General features: G+C 35.1%; 7 protein-coding genes. 3 read left to right on the top strand and 4 right to left on the bottom strand.

Annotated features, from left to right (window positions below; genetic code table 11):
• Window positions 1–234: 234 nt before the first annotated feature.
• From IC221_RS28440 to IC221_RS28430, 3 genes are all read right to left on the bottom strand, one after another.
• Window positions 235–1,584: a family 43 glycosylhydrolase gene (locus IC221_RS28440; RefSeq protein ID WP_188172187.1), complete on the bottom strand. Its 1,350-nt coding sequence runs from the start codon at window positions 1,582–1,584 to the stop codon at window positions 235–237.
• Window positions 1,585–1,858: 274 nt separating this feature from the next.
• Entirely contained in the window at window positions 1,859–6,526 is a 4,668-nt protein-coding gene (locus tag IC221_RS28435) for an MBG domain-containing protein (protein WP_188172186.1), read from the bottom strand.
• Window positions 6,527–6,756: 230 nt separating this feature from the next.
• On the bottom strand, window positions 6,757–8,652 hold the full coding sequence (locus IC221_RS28430) for a sulfatase-like hydrolase/transferase (protein ID WP_188172185.1): 1,896 nt from the start codon (window positions 8,650–8,652) through the stop codon (window positions 6,757–6,759).
• A gap of 732 nt (window positions 8,653–9,384) precedes the next feature.
• Here IC221_RS28430 and IC221_RS28425 point away from each other — a divergent pair.
• Window positions 9,385–10,803, top strand: coding sequence for a T9SS type A sorting domain-containing protein (locus tag IC221_RS28425; RefSeq protein WP_188172184.1), 1,419 nt, complete (start codon window positions 9,385–9,387; stop codon window positions 10,801–10,803).
• Window positions 10,804–10,941: 138 nt separating this feature from the next.
• Here the strand turns inward: IC221_RS28425 and IC221_RS28420 are convergent, their stop codons facing one another.
• Window positions 10,942–11,508: a DUF2867 domain-containing protein gene (locus IC221_RS28420; RefSeq protein ID WP_188172183.1), complete on the bottom strand. Its 567-nt coding sequence runs from the start codon at window positions 11,506–11,508 to the stop codon at window positions 10,942–10,944.
• Between the two features lie 774 nt (window positions 11,509–12,282).
• Between IC221_RS28420 and IC221_RS28415 the strand changes: the two genes are divergently transcribed.
• A complete protein-coding gene (locus tag IC221_RS28415; RefSeq protein ID WP_188172182.1) occupies window positions 12,283–13,431 on the top strand; it encodes an acyltransferase in 1,149 nt (382 codons plus the stop codon).
• A 386-nt stretch (window positions 13,432–13,817) separates the two neighbouring features.
• Window positions 13,818–15,692, top strand: coding sequence for a sulfatase-like hydrolase/transferase (locus IC221_RS28410; protein ID WP_188172181.1), 1,875 nt, complete (start codon window positions 13,818–13,820; stop codon window positions 15,690–15,692).
• Window positions 15,693–15,928: the final 236 nt, after the last annotated feature.

The following is a 15,928-nucleotide window of genomic DNA, read 5'->3' as shown; positions in this document are numbered from 1 at the left end:
AGTAAATAATCATTATGTTATAAGTTAAACATAATGATTATTTATTCAAATCTTAGTTTTGCGACAGCCCCCTACAGTCTACTTTCAATTTTTGGAAGAATATCATTTATGATGGATACCATTGTAGGGACGTTGCAGTGCAACGTCCACTGAACCACCATAAAAACCACTTTCCGAACCAAAACATTAACCATTTTCTTTATGCAAAATTCCCAATTTCTTTTGCCCTCTTACTTAATCATTCAATGGAACAACTTTAAACCAGTCAACTTTTAAGTTCACATCTTTGTGTGCTTGGAATTTAATTTTATTGTCTCCTGCTTCTAATTGGACATCCTTGAAAGTGATTTCTTCCCAACCGTCAGTTTTCTTGATTTTCATGCCTCCCCACTCTTTGTTGATCACTTTTGGGCCAACAAAAATATCTGCTAGAAAATCTTGTTTGGAGTTGATTCTAATCGTTAAATCAGCTTTCATATCTTTAGCGACTTGAGCTAATACTTCTACTGAATTAAACTTGGTTTCAAAACCTGTGATATATCCTGTTCCTGTATAACCCGGCTCAATATGAGCACTGTAAGTTCCGTCTAGTTTTCCACCTTGTAATGGTGCGTGTTCTGCTTCTAATAGAATGGTTACTTTTGTTTTTTCTGCCAAACCTAAACCTTTAGGGTCAGTGATGGTATGAATTACATCATTTTCGTCATACGTTAACCAATCTGCCAATAAATTACGACAAGAAGAATTACCGTTTGAAACATGTGAGCTATGGTGAAATGCAATCCAATCTCCTTTCCATTGTATGATAGACCCGTGGTTGGTTCCCGATCTCATTTTAAAGTGAGGAATGTATACTTTTTGGTAAGTATATGGACCTAATGGCTTGTCTGCTGTAGCGTAATACATTTGCTCAGGCCACTTGTTATCTGGTAATCCAGGATAAGAGAGGTAATATTTCCCTTTGTATTTATGAACCCATGGTCCTTCAAATACTTCAAATAATTGATCGGTAAGATCCACTAATGTTGATTCTTTAATGGCTCTTAAGTCATGTGTCAATTCAGCTCCATAACACTTTGAACCCGCTCCCCAATATAAATAAGCTCTGCCGTCATCATCCACAAAAAGAGCAGGGTCTTGACCGAAATCTACTCCCTTAATATAACCCGCATCTACGAAGGGGCCTTGAGGGAAATCACTTACAGCTAATCCTGTTCTTGTGGTGCCTGTAGCTCTTTCTTTCATACAATGCACCAAATAGTATTTTCCTTTCCATTGTACGGCATCCGTTGCCCATGCCATGCTACTTGCCCATGGAATATCGTCTGCGGAAAGTACACGCCCGTAATCAATCCAATTGACTAGGTCTTTGGTTGAAAATACATGGTAGCTATTCATGGTTTTGTGGCTATTTGTGCCTGGCTCATCATGTGAGGTATATAACCATAAAGTAGTTGTATCACTAGGCCAAATATGTGCTGAAGGGTCAGCGGCGTAAGTATGGCTTAAAAGTGGTTTTTGTGCGTATAAGTAGTTCACACTTACTGTTACTAGGAGTAACAATAGTTTTAGTTTGTTTTTCATACTTGTTTTGTATTTGTTTATTTTAACATTCGTCTGAAGCAGAAAAAGCGTCCGTTTTGAAGGGATGCTTTTTCTGTTATTTGATTTTTCTCTTATATGTTTCAAGTGTTAAGCGGTAGTATCACTTGGAACTTGTTTTTAGCGAAGTCTCCTGATTTCTAAAGGATGTGCACCATGACTGAAGTCATGGGCAAGTGATATGTACTCCAACAACACTAATGTGATGTTTTCGTTTTTTATCACCTGCACACTAATTCACTAAAACCACATCAATCTATCTCACTTGTATTTTTTGAACTTTAGATCGAGTACCACTGATAATTTTCACAATCAATACTCCTCTACTATTCGATGGTAATTTGATCACACTCTTATTCATGATATCGGCAGAATATACTTCTACTCCACTGATCGTATACACGACTACAGATCCTGATGCACTACCTAAATCCACTGTGAATTCTCCATTATTTGGATTAGGATAAACACTAACTCCTAATAAATCATCTTCTACAGATAAAGGTGGTTCTTCTTCAGTGATTTTTAAAGTCGCAGTTGCTGAACCTTCATAATTATCATCTACTATGGTTGCGATTACTTCATATTCACCTACTTCTGAAGGAACTGTTTCTTCACCATCATATGTGATCGTCACTTGTAAACCTTCAATGTCAGTAGCTACTGAAACTGATTTCTCTGTTCCATCATAAGTCTGCTCTAGGTCAGCAATTGTAACTTCTGCTATGGCTTTTTCAATCGTGTAAGTACTCTCTTCTGAACCAAAATATAGATTGTCTGTGACCGTCACTTTTACGGTATAAGTACCTGCATTTGTTGGTACTGCTGCAGCCTCATTATAAGTTACTTCTACTTGATCAACAGTGATTGTATTTCCGTCTTGATTTGTGATCGTGTACTCAATCGCTTGAGCCTCTCCTGTGTAAGTATTACTTGAAGTAGTGATTACAATACTTGCCTCTAACTTATCATTGATGACTAGTGTAGCTGTTTTTTCTCCTAGATAATTATCTGTATTTACCATTACAGATACAATGTATTCACCTACGGCCTTTGGTGTTACTAACACTCCAGTTTGTGTGTACTCTACAGTGGCTGAAGCTGATAAATCCTCATTATTTATACCTGTCACAGCTACTGTTGCTTCCTTATTTTCTCCATCAAAAATATAAGATAAACCTGATATTTCAATGGTTGGAAGAGCTTTCTCAATAGTATAAGTCGATACTAATACTCCTTTATATTCTGGGTCGTTAACCGTTATCACCAAGTTATATGAACCTGCATTTACTGGAGCTTCTATACTTCCATTGTAAGTAACCATAACCTCATTGACTATGATTGGAGTATCATTTTGATCAGTAATCGAATAGGATACAGCTTGAGACGATCCATTATAAACAGTACTCAAGATTGCACTAATTTTTGCCTCTAGTTTATCTTTTATCTCTAATGTCGCTGTAGTATTTCCTTCATAATTTTCAGATAATACACTTACATTAACCTGATATTCTCCAACTTCTATTGGCGTAACTTCTACCTCTGACTGAGTATAAGTGACTGTAGTAAAAGCCGATAAATCTTCTTCTTTCACTCCCGTCACTGATACTGTAGCTGATTGGGTAACTCCATTATAAGTATATGATAAATCTGAAATTGAAATAGTTGGTGTTGCTTTTTCAATTGTATAAGTTGATGCATAGGCTCCTTTATATTCTGGATCATCGATCGTGATCACCAAGTTATAGGAACCTGCATTGACTGGAACTTCAGTCGTACCATTGTAAGTGACTGTAACCTCATTGACCGTGATAGGAGTGTCATTTTGATCAGTTATATCATAAGAAACAGCTTGAGCTACACCATTATAAATAGTACTAGACGTTGCCGTAATTTTTGCCTCTAGTTTATCTTTTATCTCTAATGTCGCAACGGTATTTCCTTCATAATTTTCAGATAATACACTTACATTAACCTGATATTCTCCAACTTCTATTGGTGTAACTTCTACCTCTGACTGAGTATAAGTTACTGTAGTAAAAGCCGATAAATCTTCTTCTTTCACTCCCGTGACAGATACTGTAGCTGATTGAGCATTACTATTGTAAGTGTAGACTAAATCAGAAATGGAAATTATAGGTTTCGCCTTAGTAATGACAAAGGTGTCAGAATATTCTCCTGTATAATTTGCATCATTAATTGAAACCGTCACTTGGTATTCTCCAACATTAGTAGGTGCTTGAAGCAAATCTGTTCCCTCTGCATCTTTGTACTTTGATGTATAAGCATAGGCAGATGTTGCAATTACCTCTTGTGGATCTCCATTGTACACTACAGATAAATCTTCTTCTGAAATGGTAATTACACCTTCTGCTTTGGTTACTGTAAATGTACTTTGAGCATTTCCATAATACCCTGCATCGTCTACTGTAACTACCACTGCATACTCACCCGAATTGATTGGCAATGATGTTTCTCCATTGTATGTTGCACTATAAGACACAAGATCAGTAATATCATTTCCTTCCTTATCCTTTACTGTAACTAAAGGTTGTAGTTCACTTCCAGTGTAAACCTTGGAAGTATTACCAAGTGTAATAGTGGCAATGTCAAATCCTCCAAACTCGTAAGCTCCGGCATCTCTTTCATTTCTGATATTTTTATCATTGATATCCTTATCTGTTCCTAATGTAATGTCACCAGCATCAATAGCAATACTATTTTCTAAAAGTGCTAAATAATTTACACCAAGGTGATTGGTAGATAGCTCTCTTGCTACATTCATTTGTTCATCTACAGTCATATCTCCATCTGCTACAATGATATTATTTTGACCTTCAGGAACCGTCATATTTCCACTTTTATTTTGGAAAACGTTATTTCTAAAAGTCGCAGTATTTTCTGTAATGATATTGGCACTTGAAGTACTCACATCCACTGACCATGTCGCACTTAAGGGACTGTATTTACTATAAATTAAGTTATTACTGAAGTTTACGATCTCAATAGGATTATTATAATCGTTAAGCAATACACCTGATGTTCCCGTCACAGGTGCCCCGTCTTTTTGACTGTAATTACCAATGATAGAGTTATTCTCTAACGTAAGCTTCGTCGTCTGTTTAGTATTCGAATAAACGGCCACAGCACCTTGTCCAGAATGTGTGAGGTTGTTATAAACCGTTGTGTTTTTCATGATGAAAGTACCGGAAGCCGCAGCGATTGCACTACCTCTACTTGATGCTTCATTTTCTGCAAAATAAGAGTTGTATATTTCCAAAGTACCTAAACTCAAAATAGCTCCACCAAACAAAGTTGTCTCCCCATCAACAACAGAATTATTCGTGAAAATAGAATTCAAAACATTTAATGTTCCTTCTTCACCAACAGTAATTGCACCTCCATTTTCAGTGTATGAGTACCCCGAAACTTTTACTCGGTCTAAAGTCACCGTACCGTTGATTTCCATAAAACGACCTGGGTTTTCAGGGTTAAAAACGACATGTTCATCCCATCCTTTGAAAGAAATAGTTTCCTCTTCTTCAACCATTAAGTTATTGATATTGAAAGTACCTTTCATCCATAAAGTCTTTCCTGTGTATCCCAATAAATGGTATCGGGCATGTTCTAATGTTTTGAAAGGTGCTTCTATAGTACCTGCATTCGTATCATCTCCATTTTGAGCATCAATATAAAAATCCTCTTCTTCTAATGGAAGAAATTCCACTGCTCCGATATCAGATGTACCCACTCTAGATTGTCCATTTTTATCTTCAGCAGGAGCAAAAGTATTGTTACCTGCATCAATCAATGGGCTGTTGACAGCCACTCTCAAGTAGTTACCTCCATTTTGGCTAACGAAATTATAATCTACAAGAATATTATCATTTTGAGTAGCATCTAGGATATTACCATTTCCAGTAAAACTTCCAGATACATTCGTTTTATCAATAAAGTTATTTTGAATTTCTAACGTCGTATATAAATCATTTGAACGTTTCCCTTTCCACTCAAAACTGTTCGTACTGCTATTGTTACCTCTGGTACTTTTACTAAATACATTATTCGCTAAAGTAATTTGATCTATACCTGAACTTTGCTCATTGACAAATACACCAACTACTCCTCCACTACCTGAATTAAAATTGTTGTAGATCGTATTGTTGATCAATTTTATACTTGTGATCAACTTCTCAGATTGTGTAATCAAAGTAACAGCTCCTGTTGTCCAACCCGTATTTCTCAATGTATTATTTGTGATGACTGAATTGATCATTTCCAATTCTCCTTCATCCACGTACAACACAGAACCGTTAGCGTGAGTCGTATTTTCAGAAAGGTAAGAGTTATGAATCTTTAGCTTACCTTTTGAGTAAATCGCTCCACCTTTATTATTTCCGTGGTTGTCTACCACATTGACATTATTCAATGTTAATTGTCCTGTTGTATTTACCTTGAAAGCAGGACCATTAATGTCTGATATCATTGTCGAATAATTTCTGACCGTGATATTATTGAAAGATACAGTTGTATTAATTTCAAATCCTTGTACATCTGAACTATAATCATCCGAAGGTTGGATAAAACTCCTATTTGGTCCTTCTCCATAGAAGTTGAATACTTTATTTTCACCCGATAGCGTTGTCAATGAAGCAGATCCAGCGTCTGCTTTTGCTACACCGCTGATGTAAATATTGAATTCATCTTGTGAGGCATAGGCCCCGTCAGAAGTGAATTGTGCTAAGGCAAACTCCAATGTGGCCCATGGTGTATCGGCAGATAAACCGTGGGTTGCTACGTTGTCTGTCCCGGTTGTGACGTTTACATAAAACGCATCCTCTTGGGCCATTGCATTACCTGTATTAAAAATAAGCGTAAGAAATGCCAGGATAGAGGAAATCTTGAAGAGTATAATTCTTTCCATTACCAAGTTTTTAAAGTTGTAAGTAAATAATTCAATTTTGCTTTATAGATGAGCTTCATTCAGCTCGATAAAAACGTGAAGGGAAGTAGAGAAATACAAAGTACTTCCCTTCAGCTTTTGTTTACACACTATTTATTTGACACGCACATTGTAAACTGATTTTACGTGCCCCATTATTTCAATCTGGGTTAAAGAATACAAGTCAAATCAGTTTACAGTGTTTTTACTACTTAGATTGATTTCTTCAAATTAAAAAGCAAGTCTTTGAAGAATACCCCTTTTAGGTCTGATGTATCTTCATCCATTGAAACTCGCACACTTTGGAATCCTTTTTTTAACGTTATCTTCTTAGTCAGATGAGTTGCTTTTCCGTTGAAATGATAAGGATATTCTTTGCCATTTGCTGTAAAAGTTAGTGTGAAAGGCGTATCGATCTTTTGTTTACTGATCACCAATTTTAATGTATATTCTCCTTCATGTTGCACTAACACATTGTAATCAATATGTCCTTTACCATTTTCTGGGAACTTGACATGATGGGAGTGATTTTCAAAGCCTTCCGACCTATCCATTAATACAGATCTCAAAATGGTTTGTTTTTTATCAGTGCTTGGGTGGCCAATAAAAGAAATCTTCTCTTGAAAAGTGTTTTGATCCTCAATGATGGATTTAAACCACACTTTCATTGATGCCAACATGGACTGCACTACTTCTGGATGATCTTTGACGATGTTCGTTCTTTCTAAAAGGTCATTTTTATGATCAATCAACACCAAATGATTCACAGGTTTAGGTGAATTTGGAGATGCGATAGGGTTCAAACTTAATTTATAATCATCTCTGATTAATGTGATTCTTTGTCTAAAAAAATCATAGTCATACTTCTCATCCTTTGCATAGGGAGCATATTCATTTTCTTCTTCTCTAATTGGATACCTATTGGTAAAAAAAGCCTGTTTTGGCATAACTTCTTCCGTTTTCCCTTCAAAGCAACCGACCATACTTCTACCATCTAATGGTAAATTACTATCTGGTAATTGAGTACTCGTCAACTCCAATAATGTTGGGAAGATATCTGTGATTGAACACATCAATTCTACATTTGCAGGGGCATAATGGCCTTTGTACTGTACATATAACGGTGATTTGATACCATTTTTCCAGTTTCTTGCTTTGGTACCAATATATTCATGGTTGTTTCTTAATGCCCATTCTTCAGGTGATTCCTTTTGTGGAATAGGACCGTTATCAGACATAAAAATTACAACTGTTTTTTCATCTAAACCTGATGTTTCCAAGAATTTTAAAAGTCTTCCAATTTGTTGATCTGCAAATTCTTGCATTGCTAATAACGTTGCAAAGTCCTTTGTTCTTCCATCAGTCATGTATTTCTGAACCAAATCCTCTGGTGCTGCCCATTTTCCATGAGTACTAAGCGATGACAGGTAGGCTAAAAAAGGCTTGTTCTTGTTTTTCTTCATAAAGGCAATTGCCATATCTACCAATTGCTCATCAGACCAAGTTTCATATTTTACTTTTTCATCATTCAGCCAGCCTTGGCTAGGGTAATGCTTGTATAATTTAGCATAAAAAGCTTCATCAAAGCCTCTTTGCCAAGGCCAATATCCTTCCGCTTTTCCAGTATGCCATTTTCCCCACATTCCGGTGGTATAGCCATTTTGATGAATTAAATCTGCAAATGTTGTTTCATTTAAGTTTAAAAAATCATTACCACCGTGTACACCTGTCACACCCGTTCTCCAATAGTCTCTTCCTGTCAACAAACTTGCCCTTGTAGGAGCACAGACATTGGCTACATAAAAGTTTTCAAACTGTACTGAAGCTTTAGCTAGTTTATCAATATTAGGTGTTTTCGCAACGGTATTTCCGTTGATTGATAAATCATCAAAACCCACATCATCCATTTGAATGATTAAGATATTAGGTCTTTTAGGTTGTTTCTTTTTAACTGGAGGAGTTGCGTATAACGATCCAGTTAGCAGAAATAAAAAATAACAGATAGCAAGTTTAGGAAAAGAAGTCATCACAATTCCAGTTAAAGAACTATTACTTCTTGCCGTTTTGTGCTTATGGACTATATCAAGTAATATTAATTTTAAGTTCATAATAATGTTTTTTTCAATTGACTCTTCCAATACATTAACATGGATGGACTCTAATCAATTAGTCTGTCTCTTCTTTAAATTTCTTTTTTTAGATAACAAAAAAGTACATTCGCATTTAGATATTTATAACTAAATATTTTAATAAAATTAATAACATAAATACTTACAATTGATTCATAATTCACATCATTAATTGATTAATATCAATTTAAAATAATTCTCATTTCATATCATTATCAGCGATTGTAATTCAAATGTACTTGATACTATTTAAGTCAATATGGATATTTTCGTTATTCAACAGACCCCTTGTTAGGAAATGTACAAAATGTAAAAAAATAATTATGCGATTTTTTATCAAAAACGGCTTTTTTAATGTTAATTAGTAAGTTTTTGGGGTGTTTTTTTTAACTATGTAAAAAAATATATCCACACCCAGCTACTACTATTTACCAATAGATTCTTCTTTGACATTTCAAAAATTAAACTCTTAAGAAATATTCATCACAGTATGTTCAAATTTTACAAAAGCAATAAAACGTTATAATTTCAATTTAAAAAGAAGTGATTTTTCATCATATTTAAGCACAATATTTAACAACAATCACAATTGATTTAAATTAATTTGTTTAGAAAATTTCATTACAATAAAATTAGAATATCAAATCAATGGCCTCATTATTTTTTTGAGAAAATGAAGCCATAATTTCTCATTATTTTAATAAGTATGTTATGAAACGAGTTATTATTACTCTCTTAATGATCAGCTTTTTTTGGTCCTCTTCTTCTCACGCTCAAAGTAGCTGTGAGTATAATTTCCCTGTAAAAGTAAAGGGTTCATTTTTGGTACTCAATGATGGTACTGACCGCCGTTTCTTCTTGTCCGGATGGGTAGACAACGACAAAAGTAGTGGCATGCAACTTTCTAAGTTTAACAAGAGCCTCACTCAACAACAAATGAAAGATGCCAAAGCAATGGGAGCCAATGCCGTTCGTTGGAATGCTTTCTTAAAAGGATTGGATTTTGAATGGGATGCCAATGGAAATGTAATTGGTTTACGTCCAAACTGTTTTAACAATTTAAAAACGGGACTTGACTTGGCCTATCAAAATGGACTGATGGTACAAGTTGTATTATCTACCGCTCACTTTCTAAAATACGGTTGGGGAGGTGAAAATAATGTAATCGGCGGTATTCGAAATGGTGACCGAGTGAACAACAATTACAAAATGATGGCCACTGACTATGGTATTCAAAATTATATCAAAAATGTCATCAATCCGATGTGTACTAAAATTGGAACTCACCCTGCATTACTTGGTTTTGTCATCATCAATGAGGCTTACGGTTTGACTTCCTCACAAGATGTTCCTTATGGTTCTTGGTCTGATAAGACAATTCGCTTAAATACTTTAAGGAAGTTTGTGAACCGTGTATCAGGAGCTTTACACCGCAACCTACCCGGTGTTATTTGCTCTGTTTCCGGTACTGCCGAACTGATCTATCAATACAATAATAGTTCACTTGTTTATCATGGAGGAGACAGTGACGGGATACTTGATATCAACCAAATTCAATACTATCCTAATAGTCACAATACTGCTAACTCTCCTTTTTCTAATGGTATGTGGAAACTAAGACCTGATTGGGGATTTGATTATAAGCCAACCATAGCAGGTGAATTTCCAATTGATGGAATAGCTGCCACTTCGAAAAATAGCGATGCTTTCACGTTGTTAGAGGCTTATAAAGCTTTATGGAAAGGGAATTATTCGGGTGGTTTTACATGGTCAAATGTGGATTATTATAATGCTTCGCAAAGCAAACAAAACACAATCAAAAATGCCTATTCAAGTTTCAATAATAGTTACCTTTCAAAACTAGACCCTTGGGAGAATTGGGATGAAAATATGTGCAATACCGTAACTTCACTTTCTGTTCAAAATCTTACAGCAGAAGAAATAACAGTATATCCAAATCCTACAACGGGAATAGTTAATCTCTCTCAGAAAGTAAACTATAAAGTGTATAACTCTTTTGGAGCACAGATTCTTTCGGGGTATGGAAAGCAAATCGACATTACGAAGTTTCAGAAAGGGATTTATTACGTTCATTTCAATGGTACTTCAAAACGTATTTCAAAACAATAAATACACTGCTATAGATGGTAGTAAATATGCAATAGATTAAGTAATCACAGTAAAATAAAACCAATTTCTACTACCAAAAACTATATATCTCTTTAAAAAGTTAAAGACTGATTCTCCCATGAGAGTCAGTCTTTTTATTTAAGAGATTTTCGGTTCACCTTTTTCTGTTTCCAACTGTTTTTCTAGGTTACGAATAATGCCTTTTAACATCGCAGGTACTATCCATTGATGAAATTGCTTTACAGGCATAAAATAAAGTTTACCCCAGAAGTTATTAAAATGGACTGTGGTGGAGATTATCAAATGCTTCAACTCGGATTGTTCAGCTGAAGGAGTCAAATACAATGAAACTCTAAAGTTAAGATGACGGTCATCCTCACCTAATATCACCTCATTTTCATTACGATGATAGACTTTAAATAACCCAATTTGCTCATTAGGTTCACAACGAAAATTTTCTAAATGCACTGCTTTATCTTGCATTTCCCCTGAGGTCTTCACCCCAAATACAGCCACTAGTTTGTTCCGTAAAGTAAAAAGGTGTTCGGTCCATTTTGGAGCCGAGTTGAAAAAGGCTTTCCCAATATCTTTTGTACTCAATTGCTCCTTTTGATCATTTATTGTCCCTTGAAAGCTATCCGCATATTCAAAGTCAGTTTGGTGTAGTAGTGACTGTTTTGGTAACAGCGTTTTTGTAATATTCATTATTTAATGATGTTAGTTCCGAGGTATAAAGTACTACTATTAGAATCAGAAAAACAAGGTGGTGTACCAGTTATTGAATTAATTTATTTCGTAAGAGAATGTATCCTTTTCGTTCTACACAACATTGTATTTTTTAAAGATGAACAACAAATTAAACCAAGTCAATCATCCGTTTTATCAAAAATATATAAAGTTGTATTTTGACAAGAATTAAAAAATTTAAAAGTAAAAATAGCATCACCTTAACACGTTGGAATAGTCACAAAAATGAGAGTCAATTTCTTTCAAAAAGGTATTTTTTTCCTTAAATTAGGTCAACGTAAAAGCAACACAAATCGATAAATTATCAAACAATTTGAAACTGCTAACAGCCAACTTGAAAGCAGTATCTTACCTCTTTCAAAGTTGAGCAACAACGTTAAAAAGGGCAACTATCAGAGTTAACCAACACATTTTTCTTCACCTTAAAATAAATAACAACATGAAAGACTTCAGAGAAAAAACAACCGAGCAACATGAAATGTATAATGAGAGAAAACGCTATACAGAGGTTCAAGTTGCAATCTCCAAACTCAACAAAACAAAAGAACAAAAAGGTTAAGATCTAACTAAAATTAGAGCTTAAATTGTAAAAAGGGTAGTGTTTTTGAAGACATTATCCTTTTTTTTGTCACTCACTCAATAAATCCTACCACTCACTCAATTCCTCTTATTTTTATATTTAAAAATACCTACTTTTGAAGAAAGTACTACACTTAATAATTGGATTTTAAAATGAGCAAACAATATATTTCTACATTAACTGCTCTCAGAGGATTTGCGGTATTTTGGTCTCTTTTCTACTACGTTGATATTTGTACTTATAACAGAGATCTAGGAACTATTATTTCAAGACAATCCTCAGGCATTATTTCTCAAGGTTACTTATGGGTGGATTTTTTCTTCCTGCTTAGCGGTTTTTTTATACTACATACACACGGTGATAATTTTAAAGATGGTATTAAGGCTGAAAAAGTACGTCGCTTTTTATGGAACAGGTTCAGTCGTATTTACCCCATACATTTATTAATACTATGTGTGATCATGTTGAGTACCGACTTTTTTGGTAGTGTATTCCCTTGGCTTATCGATGACAGTTGGCATACGTATTTTTCATACGAAGCACTCCCAAGTCGCATTTTCATGTTAGGCTCCGTCAATACCTATAATTCCCTTTCATGGAACTTGCCTGCCTGGATCGTGAGTGCTGTTTGGTGGACCTACGTCCTTTCAGTGTTTTTCCTCGGTTTTTTAGGAAGACAACGTCTGATGTCTGTTGCAATTACCTCATTATTGGCTTTGGCTGGACTGGCGGCTCTAGTACACTTTCACCCTCATCAAAGCCTTGATATCACTTGGGACTTTGGTTTTCTAAGATGTTTATTTGAATTTATTCTTGGTGCGAATATCTATTACCTTTACAAACATAAATTTGGATACCGATTTTTTAGTAAAGACCTTTCTTTTCTACTCAGTATAGTGATGGTCGCTTTGGTATTTCATTTTAAAATTTATGATCTCTTTATCCTTCCTGTCTTTGGACTTTTAATACTATCAGCAGCTCATAATGTTGGAAAAGTAAGAGAAATATTTGAAATATCTATTGTAAGAGCAATTGGACAAATCACATTTTCAATAAGTATGGTGAATAGCCTTAGCTTCTTTTTCTTTTGGTTTGTTTTTCCGCATTGGAAAGCTTTCTTACATATTGAAGATTTTACACCTATAGAGTTTTTTAGTTTGCATTCTGCCTACCTTGTTTTAGTGGGATTATTTGCGATACCTCTCAGTATTCATGTAGAACTAAGGTTCAAAAAGTGGTTAAGAAGGGCTACCATTCAACAAGAAAAAATGGTAGAGACTTATGAGAATTCAGGCTATTAAATAGAATAAAATATAGATACAGCTCACGACAATTATCGTGGGCTTTTTTTATGCCGTGGCTTTTTCATTTTAATTCAAAAGTAGAAAGGGGGGAGATTTTCATTAAAAGTAAGGTTAGAAATAGAGTGTCTATCGTTTTTCCAAAATTGATAAGCCAATTACTCCATTTTTTTATCTCAAATTAGGTATGCAAATATTTTAAATAATTACTAGGAAAACGTTTTCAGAAAAGTGAAGGGGCACGTGTATGATGTTCCCCTTTTGGTTTATACTTCAGTATTTTGATTTTTTTCAATTTACGTAACTTCTTTTCAGGAAAAATAAACCAAACCTTCTCAGATCGGATTGACCTAGTTGTGACTACTAGACGTGAAAATTTTAACGAAATGAAACAAAATTACAAGCACTACAACATTGTAGCCTTCATTACTCTGTGTATTGTTTTTGGGTTTAATGCACCCGAAAATGACCCTCCGAAAAAAGAACGACCCAATATTTTATGGATCATCACAGATGATCACCGTCCCGACGCTTTGGAATGTTACAATGAAGCTGTATATGGTCAGAATGAAAGTCCTCTTGGTTATGTATCTTCTCCTAATATTAATCAACTAGCCAGTGAGGGTGTACTTTTTACAAATGCTTTTTGTAACGCCCCAGTTTGCGGTCCTTCGAGAGGTTCAATGATCACGGGTAGATACCCTTTTAGAACAGGGCATTATGCTTTTGAACAAACACATCAAAATCCGGATTTTATACAACCCTCTTTCCCTCAGATCTTGAAGAAAACAGGGTATCAGACGGCTCAATTTGGAAAATCTGGAGAGTACATCTATCGTTGGGGACCTGGCCAAGGGTTTTATAGTGCTCATCATTATGAATACACTGTTCATTTCAAACATGATTTGCAAAAAAACAATGTCGGCGACTTATGGGGTGATAATCCATTTGGCAAAGTAAATAATAAAGTCACCAACCTTGGGAAACAGGAAAAATTGAAGCGACCGAATGGTGAAATAGAGCAATACTTTGTGAAGAAAAATCATGGAGAAATCAGTAAAGAAGATATGGCTACCCGTAAGCGTATTGAAGAGGAATTTGAGATACTTCGCTCCTATACTCGTTCAAATACTACTTTAATTATTGGGGGTGAGAATCCGATGCCTGCCGATCAAACCGTAGACGCTAAAGTAGTTGATGAGTTTGCCGCTTATTTAGAAAACCAAGGCAAAGAGTTTACTTCTGCATGGGGCAAAAAAGTAAAAGGGGCAAATGCTGATCTTCCTCAGATGATTAACCTATCGTTCCACTTACCCCACACTCCTATTCTTCCTCCAAAAAATCAAAGAGAGATTTTTAAGAAAAAACAGTACAAAGTACCTGAGTTTGACAAGGTAGAATATGATAAAATGCCTCCTCAACTTCAAAAAATGCATAATAATATGAATATGACGAAGATGACCCAAAAGGAGATTCAGCAAACCATTCAAGATTATTACGCTTTTTGTGCTCATGGTGATGCGTTGATTGGAAGAGCTGTAGAAACATTTAAAAGGTACTGTGAGAAAAATAATCAAGAGTATTTGATCATTTTTACAGTGGGTGACCACGGTTGGCACTTGGGAGAGCAAGGTATTGAAGCCAAGTTTACAGGTTGGAAACAGTCTACTAACGGTGCAATGGTGGTAGTCTCTTCTGATAAAAAGAAAGTTCCTGCGGGATTAGTCAGAAATCAGCTGATTGAATACGTGGATATTGCTCCAACTATTTTATCTGCAACAGGAGAAGATATCAGTGCTAAGAAATATGATTATTTAGATGGAATGAAATTGCAAGACTTCATTCAGTCTAAGAAAGAGAAAAGAGACTACACGCTTGGTGAAACTAAAGTGGTGGTAGGGCATAGAGCCTACTTACGTTCTAATCAGTTTGCCTTCTCTATGCGTACTCGACCTACGAATAATTCTAAGGACAATAAGAATATTCAATGGGCTTTAAAATGCCCTGTAGAGAAAGCCGAGTTGGCCTTATATGATTTAAGGGTTGATCCACTTGAACGTAATAATGTGGCCAATGATGAAGAGTACAAAGCCTTAGCAGAATGGTTTAGACAGAAGCTAGGAACGATTGTTTTAGGTGACCGCAGAATTGAATGTGATTGGTCAAAACCCAACACTTATGCACTCAGTGATTTTGCAGAAGGTGCGGATGATAAAAAGCTAGACATCCCAAAAAATATTATTCCTAAATACAGTAAATAAGACCTTTCAAAAAAAGGGATGAATACAAAAATAGACCTGTATTCATCCCTCTTTTTTATTGTGTTTTTAGTAGTTTTTCATCAAACTGAATAGCTCCAAAATCAGGTTTCCCATTCAGTTTATTTCCTAAAATATCCTTTATAGTTACCCCATCAAAACGGACTGCAATCAAAATTAATAATTAAGTAAATTGCAGTATTATGAAAAGTAAAAGAAAATTCACCTCAGAATTTAAA

This window comes from Flammeovirga sp. EKP202, assembly GCF_014534745.1.
GTDB lineage: Bacteria > Bacteroidota > Bacteroidia > Cytophagales > Flammeovirgaceae > Flammeovirga.
The sequence above is the reverse complement of the archived record's forward strand: the minus strand, read 5'-3'. Positions and strand labels throughout refer to the sequence as shown.

Excerpts from the sequence above, each read along its gene's own strand:
- IC221_RS28440 (WP_188172187.1), bottom strand. The coding sequence starts at position 1,584 with ATGAAAAACAAACTAAAACTATTGTTACTCCTAGTAACAGTAAGTGTG.
- IC221_RS28435 (WP_188172186.1), bottom strand. The coding sequence starts at position 6,526 with ATGGAAAGAATTATACTCTTCAAGATTTCCTCTATCCTGGCATTTCTT.
- IC221_RS28430 (WP_188172185.1), bottom strand. The coding sequence starts at position 8,652 with ATGAACTTAAAATTAATATTACTTGATATAGTCCATAAGCACAAAACG.
- IC221_RS28425 (WP_188172184.1), top strand. The coding sequence starts at position 9,385 with ATGAAACGAGTTATTATTACTCTCTTAATGATCAGCTTTTTTTGGTCC.
- IC221_RS28420 (WP_188172183.1), bottom strand. The coding sequence starts at position 11,508 with ATGAATATTACAAAAACGCTGTTACCAAAACAGTCACTACTACACCAA.
- IC221_RS28415 (WP_188172182.1), top strand. The coding sequence starts at position 12,283 with ATGAGCAAACAATATATTTCTACATTAACTGCTCTCAGAGGATTTGCG.
- IC221_RS28410 (WP_188172181.1), top strand. The coding sequence starts at position 13,818 with ATGAAACAAAATTACAAGCACTACAACATTGTAGCCTTCATTACTCTG.